This is a genomic window from Streptomyces sp. GS7 (assembly GCF_009834125.1).
GTDB lineage: Bacteria > Actinomycetota > Actinomycetes > Streptomycetales > Streptomycetaceae > Streptomyces.
Map to the genome: position 1 here is coordinate 1,456,880 of NZ_CP047146.1, position 14,046 is coordinate 1,470,925.

Consider the following 14,046-nt stretch of genomic DNA (forward strand, 5'->3'; position numbering starts at 1 on the left):
GTTGTACGGAGTCGCCGGCGGCGGCACAAAGCCCCGGTGACGTCTACCCCCGCAGCGTCGTGCCACACTCGTGCCATGCGCGTGTACATCGGCTCCGATCATGCAGGTTTCGACCTCAAGAACCACCTCGTCGACTGGCTCACGGCCCACGGCCACGAACCCGTCGACTGCGGCCCGCACATCTACGACGCCCAGGACGACTACCCCCCGTTCTGCCTGCGCGCCGCGGAGCGCACCGCCGCCGACCCGGAGAGCCTCGGCATCGTGATCGGCGGCTCCGGCAACGGCGAGCAGATCGCCGCCAACAAGGTCAAGGGCGTACGCGCCGCGCTCGCCTGGAGCGAGGAGACCGCCAAGCTCGGCCGGGAGCACAACAACGCCAACGTCATCTCGGTCGGCGGCCGGATGCACACCGAAGAGGAGGCGACCCGGTTCATCGAGGTCTTCCTCGCCACCCCGTACTCCGGCGAGGAGCGGCACACCCGCCGGATCGAGATGCTCGCCGCCTACGAGACCACCGGCGAACTCCCCCCGATCCCGGCCCACCACCCGCAGCAGGACTGACCGCCGCACCCCGCCGCCGCCCTCCGGTGCGGGCACCCTTCCCCGGGCTTCTCGCATCCACGTGAGCAGGGGAGGCCCCCGCCACCGGAGCGGCAGGCGCCGCGCTGCCCGCCGCCCACCGGCGCGGGCGGGCGTGCCCACTGGAGGACCACCCGATGCCCGAGGGGCACACCATCCACCGCCTCGCGCTGGACCACCGGGACCGCTTCGAGGGCGGAGCGGTCCGGGCGAGCAGTCCGCAGGGCAGGTTCGCGGACGGCGCGGCGCTCGTCGACGGCCAGGTCATGGACACCGCCGAGGCGCACGGCAAACACCTCTTCCTCGGCTTCGGCCCGGACCGCTGGGTCCACGTCCACCTCGGCCTCTTCGGCAAGCTCGGCTTCGGCGGCACCCCGGCCCCGCCGCCCACCGACACCGTCCGGCTGCGGCTGGTCGGCGCCCGCCACTACGCCGACCTGCGCGGCCCCACCACCTGCGCCCTGATCACCGACGCCGAGAAGCAGGCGCTGCACGCCCGGCTCGGCCCCGACCCGCTGCGCCCCGGCGACGACGGTGCCCGCGCCTGGCAGCGGATCGCCCGCAGCCGCACCACCATCGCGGCGCTGCTCCTGGACCAGAAGGTGATCGCCGGAGTCGGCAACGTCTACCGCGCCGAGGTCCTCTTCCGGCACGGCGTCGACCCCTACCTCCCGGGCCGCGACCTCACCCGCGCCCAGTGGGACGCGATCTGGGCCGACCTGGTGTCCCTGATGCGCGAGGGCGTCCGGCACAACCGGATCGACACCGTCCGCCCCGAGCACCTGCCCGAGGCCATGGGCCGCCCGCCGCGGGTCGACGACCACGGCGGCGAGGTGTACGTCTACCGCCGGGCCGCCGGCCACTGCCACATCTGCGGCAGCGAGATCCGCACCGCCGACCTCGCCGCCCGCAACCTCTTCTGGTGCCCGGGCTGCCAACCGGCCACGGCCCGGCGGGCGTAGGGCCTGCCCGATGCGCGCGGCCGGGGTCGTACGGCTAGAAGGAATGCGGCAGCCAGGGCGGCACGTCCGACCCGAAGGCGAGGGTGGCCGCCGCCAGCGCCCCCGGCCGCAGCTCCCGCACCCGGCCGGCCCCCGCCAGCGCCGCCAGCGAGAAGCCACCCAGGTAGGCGGAGCCCAACTCCCGTACGGACAGCGCGAGATCGGCCGGGTCGGCGGTCCGCTCGCAGACCGCACCCTTCTCGTCCGCGGACAGCCGCCAGCGCCCCGCGTTCCACGGGCAGAAGTCGTCCGCGACGTCGAGCACCACCTCCACCGGCGTCCGGTACGCGCGTGCCGCCAGCGCGGCTCCCACGTCCACCGGGCGGATGAACAGCGCCTCCTGCAACCCCAGTTGGCAGCGCCGCTGGTCCGCCACCAGATGCGGCAGCGGGTCGTCGACCGGCCGGCTGCGCACCGCCACCGACGAGGTCAGGTCGATCCCGAACAGATAGCGCCACAGCGCCGCGTAGACCACCGGGTCCAGGGCCTCGACCTGCCGCACGGTCACCTGCCCGTACGGCCCGGAGCGGTCCCACTGCGGCGTGACGGAATACCGGGCGTACCCCCGCACCTCGCCGTCCACCTCGGCCAGCACGCACTGGAGCTTCCCGGCCCCGTCCCGCTCGCTCTCCGGGTCGAGCACCCCCTGCCGCTCCCAGCCGGGCCGCCGGGCGAGCATCCCCGGCCGCTCCGGGACCAGTCGGGCGTAGACCCGCTCGCAGTCCGGCACCGCGGCCACCGGGTCCGCCAGCCGCAGCCGCACACCGTCCACCCCGGGCAGGTCCGGGGCGGCCAGCCGCACCGTGTCCACCGTCATCCCCATCCCCTGGGTGGCCACGCCGTAGCCGAAGCGCCCGTAGATCGCCGGCTCCGAGGCGGTCAGCACCGCCAGCGCCTCACCGCGCTCATGAATGTCCGTCAGCTGATGCCGCATCATCGAGCGCAGCACCCCGCGGCGGCGGTGTGTCGGCAGCACACCGACCGCCGTGACCCCGGCGACGGGCAACTCCGCGCCGCCCGGCACCGTTAGTCCGAACGAGAAGGCGCCGCCCGTGGCGACGGTGTCCGCGCCGTCCCGGACCGCCAGCGCCCGGTCGATCTCGGTGACCTCCCGCCACCACGCGCGCCGTTCCGGAGCGTCCGCGACCCCGCCGAACACCACGTCCAACGTGTCGAACCAGGCATCCCACTCGGCCCACCGCAACGGCTGCAACTCTGTTGTCATGCGCCATGCCTAGCAGGACGCTCTCCGGCCGCGCGACCGCATTTCGAACGCGATTTCCCGGCAATTCCCCTGGGTGACGTGCGGCGAATCGACGCACCGCCGAACGGGTGGATAAGGTCCCAGAGCAATGACACGCGGCCCGGGAGCGGAACCCCTGACGGCCCGGATGCGCAGAGGTCTGCACCGGGCACGCATCGGCCTGCGCAAGGCCGGCGTCGACTACTTCCGCGGCGACGGCTCCGACTGGCTCGCCCTGGCCGCCCTGCTCGCCGCCATACCCGCCATCGCCGCCGGCACCCTCTGGCACTCCGAGTGGTTCGCGCCCACCGCGCTGGTCCTCCCGATCATCGCCGGCGGGCTGCTGCTGCGGCCGGCCAACCTCCTTGTCCTGTACGCCGCTTCCGCCACCGCGCTGATCGTCGAGGCCGCGCTGTTCGGCCCGTACGACGAGGGGCCCGACCGGATCACCCCCGGCACGGTCCTGGTGGTCGCCGCGGTCGGGCTCTTCGGGTTGCTGATCGCGCAGTTCCGCAGCCGGGTCGGGGTGCCCTGGCGGCGCGGCGGCACCATGCTCTTCGACCTGCGCGAGCGGATCCGGGTCCAGAGCGCACTGCCCAAACTGCCCCAGGGCTGGCACCAGGAGATGGCGCTCCGCCCGGCCGGCGGCCAGTCCTTCTCCGGCGACTTCGTGGTGGCCTCCCGCACCCAGGGCGGCAACATCCTCGAAGTCGTGCTCACCGACGTCTCCGGCAAGGGCATGGACGCCGCGTCCCGCGCGCTGCTCCTCTCCGGCGCCTTCGGCGGGCTGCTCGGCTCCCTCCCGCCGCACGGCTTCCTGCCCGCCGCCAACGGCTACCTCCTGCGGCAGGACTGGGACGAGGGGTTCGCCACCTCCATCCACCTCGTCCTCGACCTGGAGTCCGGGGACTACGAACTCCTCTCCGCGGGCCACCTCCCCGCCCTCCAGCTCAGCGCGGGCACCGGCCGCTGGGAGGAGAAGGCGGGGGAGGGGCCGCTGCTCGGGGTCTACGACGGCGCCCAGTTCGACCCGGTCAAGGGCACGCTGCGGCCCGGCGACGTACTGATGATGTTCACCGACGGCCTGGTGGAGGCCGCCGACCGCGATATCGCCGAGGGCATCGACCGGCTGACCGGCGAGGCCGAGCGCTATGTGCACAGCGGTTTCGCCGGCGCCGCCTGGCATCTCATCGAGGCCGTCGCCAAGGACGTCAACGACGACCGGGCACTGCTGCTGATCTGCCGGGACGCGTAGGGCCGTTCGGCGCCTCCGGTTCCGTACGGCTGCCCGTCCGCCCGCCCGGCAGAACGTGGGCCAGCAGCCCGGAACGGCCGGCGGCCAGCGGGCCGAGGACGGCCAGGATCAGGACGTACCCGGCGATGAACGGGGACAGCCGCTCGTCGAGCCCGGCGCCCGCCGCCATCGTCGCCAGGATGAGCGCGAACTCGCCGCGGGCCAGCAGCGCGGTGGCGATGTTCGCGGCCGGGCCGGACCCGAAGCCGTGGATCCGGGCGGCGACCAGCCCCGCCAACACGTTCATCAGCAGGGTCAGCGCCACCGCGACCAGCACCGGCCCCAGCACGCGGGGCAGGTCACCGGGGTCGACGGAGAGCCCGAAGGCGAAGAAGAAGATCGCCCCGAACGCGTCCCGCAGCGGATGCACCAGCTCCCGGATCCGCGGGCCGGAGCGGGTACTGCCCAGCATCAGGCCCACCATGAACGCGCCGATGGCGTCCGCGACCCCGAACCACTCGGAGACCCCGGCGACCAGCACGGCGGCGCTCAGGAAGGAGATCACCAGCAGCTCGTCGTCCTTGGTGGCGATCAGCCGGCCGACGGCCCGGGTCCCCCAGCGGGCGGCCGCCGCGAGCAGCAGCAGGAAGCCGAACGCCTTGCCGGCGTCCAGGGCGGCCGACCCGAGCGAGTCGGCGCCGGACAACACCGGTTGCAGCGCGGCCAGATAGAGCGCCAGGAAGATGTCCTCGACGACGATGATGCCGAGGATCGGCTTGGTCTCCGGGTTGCCCAGCCGCCCGGTGTCGACCAGCACCTTGGTGACGATGGCCGACGAGGAGATGCCCAGCACCCCGGCGAGCACCAGCGCCTCGGCGGTGCCCCAGCCGAGCGCGAAGCCGAAGCCGAGCCCGGCGCCGACGTTCAGCGCCAGGTAGGCGCCGCCGGCCAGCGCCATCCTGCGCCCGCCCGCCTTCAGGTCGTCCACATGGAATTCCAGGCCCAGGTAGAAGAGCAGCAGCACCAGGCCGAGGAGGGAGAGCATCTCCAGGTCGTGCGGGTCGGCGACCAGCACGATGCCAGGAGTGTGTGGGCCGAGCAGGATTCCGGCCAGGATGAACAGGGGGATGGTGGGGAGCCCGATCCGGCCGCCGAGGCGGGCGAGGACGGCGGCGGCGAGAAAGGCGCCGCCCATGGCGATCAGGGTGTCTGCGTGTCCGATGGGCCCGTTCCTCCTGGTCGTCGGGTGCTCCGGCGGCCGGGCCGAGAGAGCAACTTGGTCAAGGATGCGTCAATAAATCGTCAATACTTAGATTACCAAACGATTGACCTGCGGGTGCGGACGCGGGTGTCGGTGTCCGAGCCCGGTCCGCGATGCCCGCCCCCTCCACGCCCCCCGGGGGTGGGGTTTTCCCCCGGCGTGACCGGCGGCCCTCCTCATGGCCGGACCGGGCGTCCGATCCCTACGGTGAACGCAGTGACCGGCTGTCGGAGGAGGCCGGTCGACCACACGGAACGGGAGTGCCCGATGAGCGGTGGATACGCCGTGGAACTACGCGGGGTGTGCCGCCGGTACGGCCGCGGCGCCGGCGCCGTACACGCCCTGCGCGGGATGGATCTGGCCCTGCCGCACGGCTCGTTCACCGCCGTCATGGGCCCCTCCGGCTCGGGGAAGTCCACCTTCCTCCAGTGCGCGGCCGGCCTCGACCGCCCCACCGCCGGCTCCGTCCGCCTGGCCGGCACGGAGATCACCCGGCTCCGCGAGGGCCGCCTGGCCGCACTGCGCCGCAGCCGGCTGGGCTTCGTCTTCCAGGCGTTCAACCTGCTGCCCGCGCTCACCGTCGAGCAGAACGTCCTGCTGCCGCTGCGGCTGGCCGGTGAGCGCCCGGACCGCGGGCGGGCGGCCGACGTGCTGGCCGGCGTCGGCCTGCACGAGCATGCCCGGCGCCGCCCGGGTCAGCTGTCCGGGGGGCAGCAGCAGCGGGTGGCGATCGCCCGGGCCCTGGTCACCGCGCCGGACGTGATCTTCGCCGACGAGCCGACCGGCGCCCTGGACGCCGCGACCGCGGCCGAGGTCCTGGCCGTCCTGCGGCACACCGTCGACGCCCTCGGCGCCACGGTCGTCATGGTCACCCACGACCCGGTCGCCGCCGCCTGGGCCGACCAGGTCCTCCTCCTCGCCGACGGGGCCCTGGCGGACCGGCTGGAGGCCGTTCCGGCCGACCGGATCGCCGCCCGGATGGCGGCGCTCACGGACCGCAGTCGCGCCGTGTCCCACCGGCCGCGCGTCACCTCTTCCTCACCGCCCGGACGTCACCCCACAACCCCCCACTCGCCCCACTTCACGCCAACCCCATGAATCGGGCAAAGCGTTGGCCGAAGATTCGTCACCCGCCTGCGATGGGCAAAGAGTTGATGGCACGATGGGTGCCGGGGGTGTGCGCGGCATGCCCCAGGGCCGGTGAGGCGTTCCGACCGAGGGTGTGATCAGTTGTGGCTCTTTCGCTGTCAGTTGTCGTGATGCTGGGGATCATCCTCGTCGTGCTGATCAGACAGAAGTCGATCAAGGCGGGCCCGGCGCTCGTCGCCATACTCTTCGGCTTCTTCCTCGCCTCCACGGGGATGGCGCCGTCGATCAACCGGTTCCTGACCTCCATCGCGCAGACCATCAACCACATCACGTTCTAGGGTCCGACCTGTCGGACAGACCCCAGGCCGGTCCGCGGCGCGGACCGGGCTCAGGGGGCGTCGCCACCCCCGGTCCGCCCCAGCGCGTCCCGTACGGCGTCCTCGCTGCGTCCCACCAGTGCCGATCCGTCGTCGGCGGTGATGATCGGGCGCTGGATCAACCGGGGGTGCGCCGCCAACGCCTCGATCCACCGCTCGCGGTCGTCCGCCGTGCGGCCCCAGTCCTTCAGGCCGAGTTCCTTCGCGTCGGCCTCCTGGGTGCGGGTGATGTCCCACGGCTCCAGCGCCAGCCGCTCCAGCACCTCCCGCAACTCCTGGGCGCTCGGCGGCTCTTCGAGATACCGCCGCACGGTGTACTCCGCCCCCTCCGCGTCGAGGAGCTGCACGGCGGAACGGCACTTGGAACAGGCAGGGTTGATCCAGATCTCCATGCGTGCACCCTAGCCAACCGACCGAACGGCACAAGTGCCCTACCGGCGAAGGGGAAAGCGGTTCTCCGGCCGGCCGACGCTTTCCGACAGCGGATATCCGCTTTCCGCTTTCCGCTTTCCGCTTTCCGCCTTCCGCTATCCGCGAGTTGTGGTCCGCGCCGGGCGCGATTTCGCCTCCGTGTCGCCGTGGTGCCGCTGCGGTTCGGTCGCAGTACCGCCGAGCGAAGAGCTGTCCCGCGGGTCTCCTCGCCGGAGAGCGCCCCCCCGGTCATGGATTCCGGCGCGGCGGCGCAGCCCGTGCGAGGTGCGAGGAACCATCCGGTCCGCGGTTGCGCGGAAACGCCCGGGGCGTGCCGCCGTCCGCCGCCCGGTCCGCGTACGGACCGGAATTCCCGGGGCGTACGGGCGTGGGCCCGGGCGTGGAGCATCGCCCCGGAGTCCCGCCTGGGAGGCCACCATGGCGCGCAGCGGGGTGCCGTGGCGCACGTTCTTCTCCGGGTGCACGGGGATATCGGACATGGGCTCGGCGGCGATCACGCGGATATCGGCCCGCCGGGCAACGTTTTCCGGGATGGGCGCGCCGTGGCGAATCCGGAATTCCGGCGGCGGGGAATTCGGCGGGGGAGGTGACGGACTTCCCGGCGGCCGGCGGCACAAACGCCCCGGGGCCGGATCGGGAAAGTCCACGATCCGGCCCCGGGCCGTTCCGGAGCGGGCGACGGGAATCGAACCCGCGTAGCCAGTTTGGAAGACTGGGGCTCTACCATTGAGCTACGCCCGCGAGCGCCGACGGTCGCAGGACCTCGGCACGCAGTGCATCGTAGCGGGTGCCGGCGGTCCGCCGCACACCGCATCGCGCTCCCGAATAACTGGCAGCCGCAGAGTCCGCGGCCATGTACCCTACGTGTCGCACCGACGGGGTGTGGCGCAGCTTGGTAGCGCGTCCGCTTTGGGAGCGGAAGGTCGTCGGTTCGAATCCGGCCACCCCGACCAGTTGGTACCCGCCCGATGCCGCGGAGACGGCATCAGTGGCCGTTCGAGATCGCGTTGTGGGTGCCCTCCTCCTTGCGGTTACTATGCAAGCTGCGTGCCTGTGTGTCTTTTGTACCGGGCGCGATCGGCCGGGCCGGGATCTGCCGGAACCGGAAGATCTCAGGCATAACCCCAGAAGTCAGCCCCAAGGAGACCGAACCGTGAAGAGCGCCGTGGAGACCCTGAACCCGACTCGGGTTCGGCTCACTGTCGAGGTGCCCTTCGAGGAGCTCAAGGCCAGCCTCGACGCGGCGTACAAGAAGATCAACCAGCAGGTCACGGTGAAGGGCTTCCGTCGGGGCAAGATCCCGGCCCGCGTCATCGACCAGCGGTTCGGTCGCGGCGCCGTGCTGGAAGAGGCCGTCAACGACGCGCTCCCGAAGTTCTACACCGAAGCGGTCAACGAGGCGGAGCTGAACGTCCTCGGCCAGCCCGAGGTCGACATCACCGAGCTCAAGGACAACGAGCTGCTGGCCTTCACCGCCGAGGTCGACATCCGCCCCGCCCTGGAGATCCCGGACTACTCCGGCATCGAGGTCGAGGTCGACGCCGTCGAGGTGTCGGACGAGGACGTCGACAAGTCCGTCGAGCAGCTGCGTGAGCGCTTCGCCACGACCACCCCGGCCGAGCGCGCCGCCCAGGAGGGCGACGTGCTGACCGTCGACCTGGAGGCCAAGGTCGACGGCGAGGTCCTGGAGGACGGCGTCGCCAACGGCGTCACGTACACCGTCGGCTCCGGCGAGCTCCTCGACGGCATCGACGAGGCCGTCAAGGGCCTGGAGGCCGGCGGCAGCGCCACCTTCACCTCCGAGCTCAAGGGCGGCTCCGCCCAGGGCAAGGAGGCCGAGGTCAAGGTCGACGTCACCGAGGTCAAGTCCCGCGAACTGCCCGCGCTGGACGACGACTTCGCGCAGCTGGCCAGCGAGTTCGACACCCTTGAGGAGCTGCGCGCGGACAGCCGCAAGCGCCTTGAGCAGATGAAGAAGTACGACCAGGCCACCCAGGCGCAGGAGAAGGTCCTGGACGAGCTGCTCAAGCTCGTCGAGGTGCCGATGCCGGAGAAGCTGCTCGCGGACGAGATCCAGACCCGCAAGCACAACCTGGAGCACCACCAGCTCGGCCAGATGGGCCTCGACCTCGCGAAGTACCTGGAGATCCAGGGCAAGACCGAGGAGGAGTTCGACGCCGAGACCAAGGAGCAGGCCGAGAAGGGCATCAAGACCCAGTTCATCCTGGACGAGCTGGTCAACAAGGAGAAGCTGAACGTCAGCCAGGAGGAGCTCACCGAGCACCTCATGCGCCGCGCCCAGTCCTCCGGCATGAGCCCCGACCAGTTCGCCCAGGCGGTCGTCGAGGGTGGCCAGGTCCCGATGCTGGTCGGCGAGGTCGCGCGCGGCAAGGCCCTCGCGGTGGTCGTCGAGGCCGCCACGGTCAAGGACTCCAACGGCCAGGTCGTCGACCTGGAGGACGAGGATGAGGCCGAGGTCGCCGAGGCCGTCGTCGCCGAGGCCGAGGGCACCGAGGAGAAGGCCGAGGAGGCCGCGAAGACCGAGGGCTGAGCCCCGGCCGCCCGGGGCCTCCCCGGGCACTTCGAGCGCTGAGTACGGGCCCGAACACGCACGAGTGCGTGTTCGGGCCCGTACGTCATACCGGTCGGTGAGCCTGCGCTCACAGCGAACAGTTCTCGCTGCGGGATGGCGTTGTCCGACCTGCGCGTTAGGGTCCGTAGATACGAGGGCAGGGGAGTTTCTGAACGCGCGCCGGGCGCACCACACGGCGCCGGTCCCCGCGCCCCAGAAGACGACGCTGAGACGGTCGCGAGCCGTCCGACAACGAGCAGGTGGACACGTGACGATCCCGATGCCTTCCGCCGCCGCTGAGCCGACCTCCGGTGGCCTCGGCGACCAGGTCTACAACCGGCTGCTCGGCGAGCGGATCATCTTCCTCGGCCAGCCGGTCGACGACGACATCGCCAACAAGATCACGGCGCAGCTGCTGCTCCTCGCCGCTGATCCGGACAAGGACATCTTCCTCTACATCAACTCCCCCGGTGGTTCGGTCACGGCCGGCATGGCGATCTACGACACCATGCAGTACATCAAGAACGACGTGGTCACCATCGCCATGGGCCTCGCCGCTTCGATGGGCCAGTTCCTGCTGAGCGCCGGCACCCCGGGCAAGCGCTTCGCGCTGCCGAACGCCGAGATCCTCATCCACCAGCCCTCCGCGGGCCTGGCGGGCTCGGCCTCGGACATCAAGATCCACGCCGAGCAGCTGCTCCGTACGAAGAAGCGCCTGGGCGAGCTCTCCGCCATGCACACCGGCCAGACGCTGGAGCAGTGGACCAAGGACGCCGACCGCGACCGATGGTTCACCGCCGAGGAGGCCAAGGCGTACGGCCTCATCGACGACGTCATGCCCTCCGCCGCCGGCGTTCCGGGCGGGGGCGGCACCGGGGCCTGAGCCCCGGACACCCGCCTCGCAGTCGACTCCAGCTCCCTTTCGCCACCAGGACGGTGAACCTCCAGATGAACAACTTCCCCGGAAGCGGCCTCTACGAGCGCGCTCAGGCCGAGTTCTCCGGCATGCCCGCCGAGTCCCGCTATATCGTCCCGCGCTTCGTCGAGCGCACCTCGCAGGGCGTCCGTGAGTACGACCCCTACGCCAAGCTCTTCGAGGAGCGGGTGATCTTCCTCGGTGTGCAGATCGACGACGCCTCCGCCAACGACGTCATGGCGCAGCTGCTGTGCCTGGAGTCGATGGACCCGGACCGCGACATCTCGGTCTACATCAACAGCCCCGGCGGCTCCTTCACGGCGCTCACCGCGATCTACGACACGATGCAGTTCGTGAAGCCGGACATCCAGACGGTGTGCATGGGCCAGGCGGCCTCCGCCGCGGCCGTGCTGCTGGCGGCCGGCACCCCGGGCAAGCGCATGGCGCTGCCCAACGCCCGGGTGCTGATCCACCAGCCCTTCAGCGAGACCGGCCGCGGCCAGGTCTCCGACCTGGAGATCGCCGCCCGCGAGATCCAGCGGATGCGCCAGCAGCTGGAGGAGATGCTGGCCAAGCACTCGTCCACGCCGATCGAGAAGATCCGCGAGGACATCGAGCGCGACAAGATCCTGACCGCCGAGGAGTCCCTGGCGTACGGTCTGGTCGACCAGATCGTCTCGACGCGGAAGACCTCCGTCTCGGTCTGATCGCGATCTTCGCGAAATGCGCCGGAGTGTTGCCCCCTTGGACCGAGTGAACCGAGTCGGTCCAAGGGGGGCCCGTACGGGGGGCCCGGCAAGGTACCGTCGATAGGCAAGCACCCGGGTCCGCGGAGCAATGCGGATCCCAGGCGAAGGGGATTCACCTCGTGGCACGCATCGGTGACGGCGGCGACCTGCTCAAGTGCTCGTTCTGCGGAAAGAGCCAGAAGCAGGTGAAGAAGCTCATCGCGGGGCCTGGTGTGTACATCTGCGACGAGTGCATCGACCTCTGCAACGAGATCATCGAGGAGGAGCTCGCCGAGACCTCCGAGGTGCGCTGGGAGGAACTCCCCAAGCCCCGCGAGATCTACGAGTTCCTCAACGGCTACGTCGTCGGCCAGGAGCCCGCCAAGAAGGCGCTCTCGGTGGCCGTCTACAACCACTACAAGCGGGTGCAGGCGGGTGAGAACGGCCCGGGCCGCGGCGACGAGGGCATCGAGCTCGCCAAGTCCAACATCCTGCTGCTCGGCCCCACCGGCTCCGGCAAGACGCTGCTCGCGCAGACCCTGGCCCGGATGCTCAACGTTCCCTTCGCGTTCGCCGACGCGACCGCGCTGACCGAGGCCGGCTATGTCGGCGAGGACGTCGAGAACATCCTCCTCAAGCTGATCCAGGCCGCGGACTTCGACATCAAGAAGGCCGAGACCGGCATCATCTACATCGACGAGATCGACAAGGTCGCCCGGAAGAGCGAAAACCCGTCGATCACCCGCGATGTCTCCGGCGAGGGCGTCCAGCAGGCCCTGCTGAAGATCCTGGAGGGCACCACCGCCTCGGTCCCGCCGCAGGGCGGCCGCAAGCACCCCCACCAGGAATTCATCCAGATCGACACCACCAACGTCCTCTTCATCGTCGGCGGCGCCTTCGCCGGCCTGGAGAAGATCATCGAGGCCCGGTCCGGCGCCAAGGGCATCGGCTTCGGCGCGACGATCCGCTCCAAGCGGGAGATCGAGTCCAAGGACCGGCTCCAGGAGGTCATGCCGGAGGACCTGGTGAAGTTCGGCATGATCCCCGAGTTCATCGGCCGCCTCCCGGTCCTGACCTCGGTCCACAACCTCGACCGCGAGGCGCTCCTGCAGATCCTGGTGGAGCCGCGCAACGCCCTGGTCAAGCAGTACCAGCGGCTCTTCGAACTCGACGGTGTGGAGCTGGACTTCGACCGCCCGGCCCTGGAGGCCATCGCCGACCAGGCCATCCTCCGCGGCACCGGCGCCCGCGGTCTGCGCGCCATCATGGAGGAGGTCCTCCAGGCGGTGATGTACGAGATCCCGTCCCGCAAGGACGTCGCCCGCGTCGTCATCACCGAGGACGTGGTGCACTCCAACGTCAACCCGACCCTGGTCCCGCGCACCCGCGGCGACTCGGGCGAGCCCCAGGAGAAGAGCGCGTAGCGCCGTCCCCCCACGTACACGTACAACAGAACCGCCCGGCAGCGGAGTTGCTGCCGGGCGGTTCTCGTGTGCGGACCCGCTACTTGTCCTTGCGGACCTCGTTGCGGACCTTGGCGGTCTTGTCCGACAGGTCCTTGGCGCTCGGGGTGGTGGCGGAGCCGGCGCCGCTGGGGTCCGGCACGGCGATCATCTGGACCACGCCCAGGGCGCTGCTGTCGCCCCAGATGCAGGTGGAGGCGTTGAAGGACACGTTCACGCCGCCCATCGAGGAGCTGAGCTTCTGCGTCCGGCACTTCATGACCGCGCCGTCGAAGCCGCTCGGCGAGAACGCGGTGATGGGCGTGACGTCCTCGACCTTGCCGTTCCGGCGGTCGGTGTCCTGCTTCACGTTCTCGTCGACCTTGGCGAACATCTTGGTCACGGCGCCCTGCGGGTCGGCGATGTTGCCGTAGATGCCGACCACGCTCATCACCAGCCCGCTGCCGTCCTTGTACTGGCCGGTGACGCCCTTGCTGTTGGTGATGCCGAGCGCCTGGGCGTCCTTGTTGTTGGTGAAGTCCTGGGAGCCGGCGTCGTTCGTCGGCTGCTTGTGGAACTGCCCGCTCAGCAGGCTGTCGCCCAGCGAGATCGTGTACGGCTTCACGTTGCCGCCCGAGCCGAAGACGAAGTACACGCCCACACCGATCGCCGCGACGGCGGCGACGGCGCCGACGATGATGCCGATCTTCTTGCCGTTGCCGCCGCCGGTCTCCGGGGTGTCGGGGATCATCCCGTAAGGGGTCTGCTGGCCGCCGTACGGGGGCTGCTGGCCGAAGTTCGGCTGCTGCGGCGGGGCGTACTGCTGCTGAGGGGCCTGCTGGGGGTAGCCGTAGCCCTGCGCCGGTGGGACCTGGCCGCCCTGCTGCGGATAGCCGTAGCCCTGCTGCGGTGGGACCTGGCCGCCCTGCTGGGGGTAGCCGTAGCCGGGCTGAGGGGCGGGCGGCTGCGGTTGGCCGTAGGGGCCCGGCTGCTGGGGCTGCTGGCCGTACGGGCCGGGAGGCGGCTGGTTGAAGCTCATGGAGCGGTTCCCCTCGTGACTGCTGATGCCCCGGAAATTCCGTGCATGGTGGTGATGCGCTGCCGACATCCTGTAGTACGCCGCTGACAACCGGTGCCCCGGGGGCGAAACCGATTCGAAGCCGCTACAT

At 70.8% G+C, this 14,046-nt stretch carries 13 protein-coding genes and 2 tRNA genes; 10 read left to right on the forward strand and 5 right to left on the reverse strand.

Features of this window, described 5'->3' with window-relative positions:
• Positions 1-75 precede the first annotated feature (75 nt).
• Complete coding sequence (locus tag GR130_RS06080; protein ID WP_159503753.1) at positions 76-564, forward strand: ribose-5-phosphate isomerase; 489 nt, start codon at positions 76-78, stop codon at positions 562-564.
• A gap of 155 nt (positions 565-719) precedes the next feature.
• On the forward strand, positions 720-1,544 hold the full coding sequence (locus GR130_RS06085) for an Fpg/Nei family DNA glycosylase (RefSeq protein ID WP_159503754.1): 825 nt from the start codon (positions 720-722) through the stop codon (positions 1,542-1,544).
• Positions 1,545-1,578: 34 nt separating this feature from the next.
• Here GR130_RS06085 and GR130_RS06090 read toward each other — a convergent pair whose 3' ends face one another.
• Positions 1,579-2,808 (reverse strand): GNAT family N-acetyltransferase, encoded by a 1,230-nt coding sequence (locus GR130_RS06090; protein WP_159503755.1) that lies wholly within the window; start codon positions 2,806-2,808, stop codon positions 1,579-1,581.
• A gap of 127 nt (positions 2,809-2,935) precedes the next feature.
• On the opposite strand from GR130_RS06090, the gene GR130_RS06095 reads away from it, so the two are divergent.
• Positions 2,936-4,081, forward strand: a complete 1,146-nt coding sequence (locus GR130_RS06095) for a PP2C family protein-serine/threonine phosphatase (RefSeq protein ID WP_236572838.1) — start codon at positions 2,936-2,938, stop codon at positions 4,079-4,081.
• On the opposite strand, the gene GR130_RS06100 is transcribed toward GR130_RS06095, so the two are convergent.
• Complete coding sequence (locus tag GR130_RS06100) at positions 4,038-5,255, reverse strand: cation:proton antiporter (protein ID WP_236572839.1); 1,218 nt, start codon at positions 5,253-5,255, stop codon at positions 4,038-4,040. The genes GR130_RS06095 and GR130_RS06100 overlap by 44 nt on opposite strands.
• Before the next feature lie 333 nt (positions 5,256-5,588).
• On the opposite strand from GR130_RS06100, the gene GR130_RS06105 reads away from it, so the two are divergent.
• Together GR130_RS06105 and GR130_RS06110 are read left to right on the forward strand one after the other, a co-directional pair.
• Positions 5,589-6,419 carry an ABC transporter ATP-binding protein gene (locus tag GR130_RS06105; RefSeq protein ID WP_159503756.1) on the forward strand — a complete coding sequence of 277 codons (831 nt, stop codon included), beginning with the start codon at positions 5,589-5,591 and terminating at the stop codon, positions 6,417-6,419.
• A 134-nt stretch (positions 6,420-6,553) separates the two neighbouring features.
• Positions 6,554-6,748: a hypothetical protein gene (locus GR130_RS06110; RefSeq protein WP_159503757.1), complete on the forward strand. Its 195-nt coding sequence runs from the start codon at positions 6,554-6,556 to the stop codon at positions 6,746-6,748.
• 50 nt (positions 6,749-6,798) lie between these two features.
• Here GR130_RS06110 and GR130_RS06115 read toward each other — a convergent pair whose 3' ends face one another.
• Both GR130_RS06115 and GR130_RS06120 read right to left on the reverse strand, forming a co-directional pair.
• Positions 6,799-7,179: an arsenate reductase family protein gene (locus GR130_RS06115; RefSeq protein WP_159503758.1), complete on the reverse strand. Its 381-nt coding sequence runs from the start codon at positions 7,177-7,179 to the stop codon at positions 6,799-6,801.
• A gap of 710 nt (positions 7,180-7,889) precedes the next feature.
• Positions 7,890-7,960 (reverse strand) — tRNA-Gly (locus tag GR130_RS06120).
• 135 nt (positions 7,961-8,095) lie between these two features.
• Here GR130_RS06120 and GR130_RS06125 point away from each other — a divergent pair.
• From GR130_RS06125 to clpX, 5 genes are all read left to right on the forward strand, one after another.
• Positions 8,096-8,172, forward strand: a tRNA-Pro gene (locus GR130_RS06125).
• A gap of 200 nt (positions 8,173-8,372) precedes the next feature.
• Entirely contained in the window at positions 8,373-9,770 is a 1,398-nt protein-coding gene (tig, locus tag GR130_RS06130) for a trigger factor (protein WP_159503759.1), read from the forward strand.
• A 301-nt stretch (positions 9,771-10,071) separates the two neighbouring features.
• Positions 10,072-10,674: an ATP-dependent Clp protease proteolytic subunit gene (locus GR130_RS06135; protein ID WP_201305147.1), complete on the forward strand. Its 603-nt coding sequence runs from the start codon at positions 10,072-10,074 to the stop codon at positions 10,672-10,674.
• 65 nt (positions 10,675-10,739) lie between these two features.
• Complete coding sequence (locus tag GR130_RS06140) at positions 10,740-11,414, forward strand: ATP-dependent Clp protease proteolytic subunit (protein ID WP_159503760.1); 675 nt, start codon at positions 10,740-10,742, stop codon at positions 11,412-11,414.
• Positions 11,415-11,575: 161 nt separating this feature from the next.
• Positions 11,576-12,859 (forward strand): ATP-dependent Clp protease ATP-binding subunit ClpX, encoded by a 1,284-nt coding sequence (gene clpX, locus GR130_RS06145; protein ID WP_159503761.1) that lies wholly within the window; start codon positions 11,576-11,578, stop codon positions 12,857-12,859.
• A 79-nt stretch (positions 12,860-12,938) separates the two neighbouring features.
• Here clpX and GR130_RS06150 read toward each other — a convergent pair whose 3' ends face one another.
• Complete coding sequence (locus GR130_RS06150; protein WP_159503762.1) at positions 12,939-13,916, reverse strand: hypothetical protein; 978 nt, start codon at positions 13,914-13,916, stop codon at positions 12,939-12,941.
• Between the last annotated feature and the right edge of the window lie 130 nt (positions 13,917-14,046).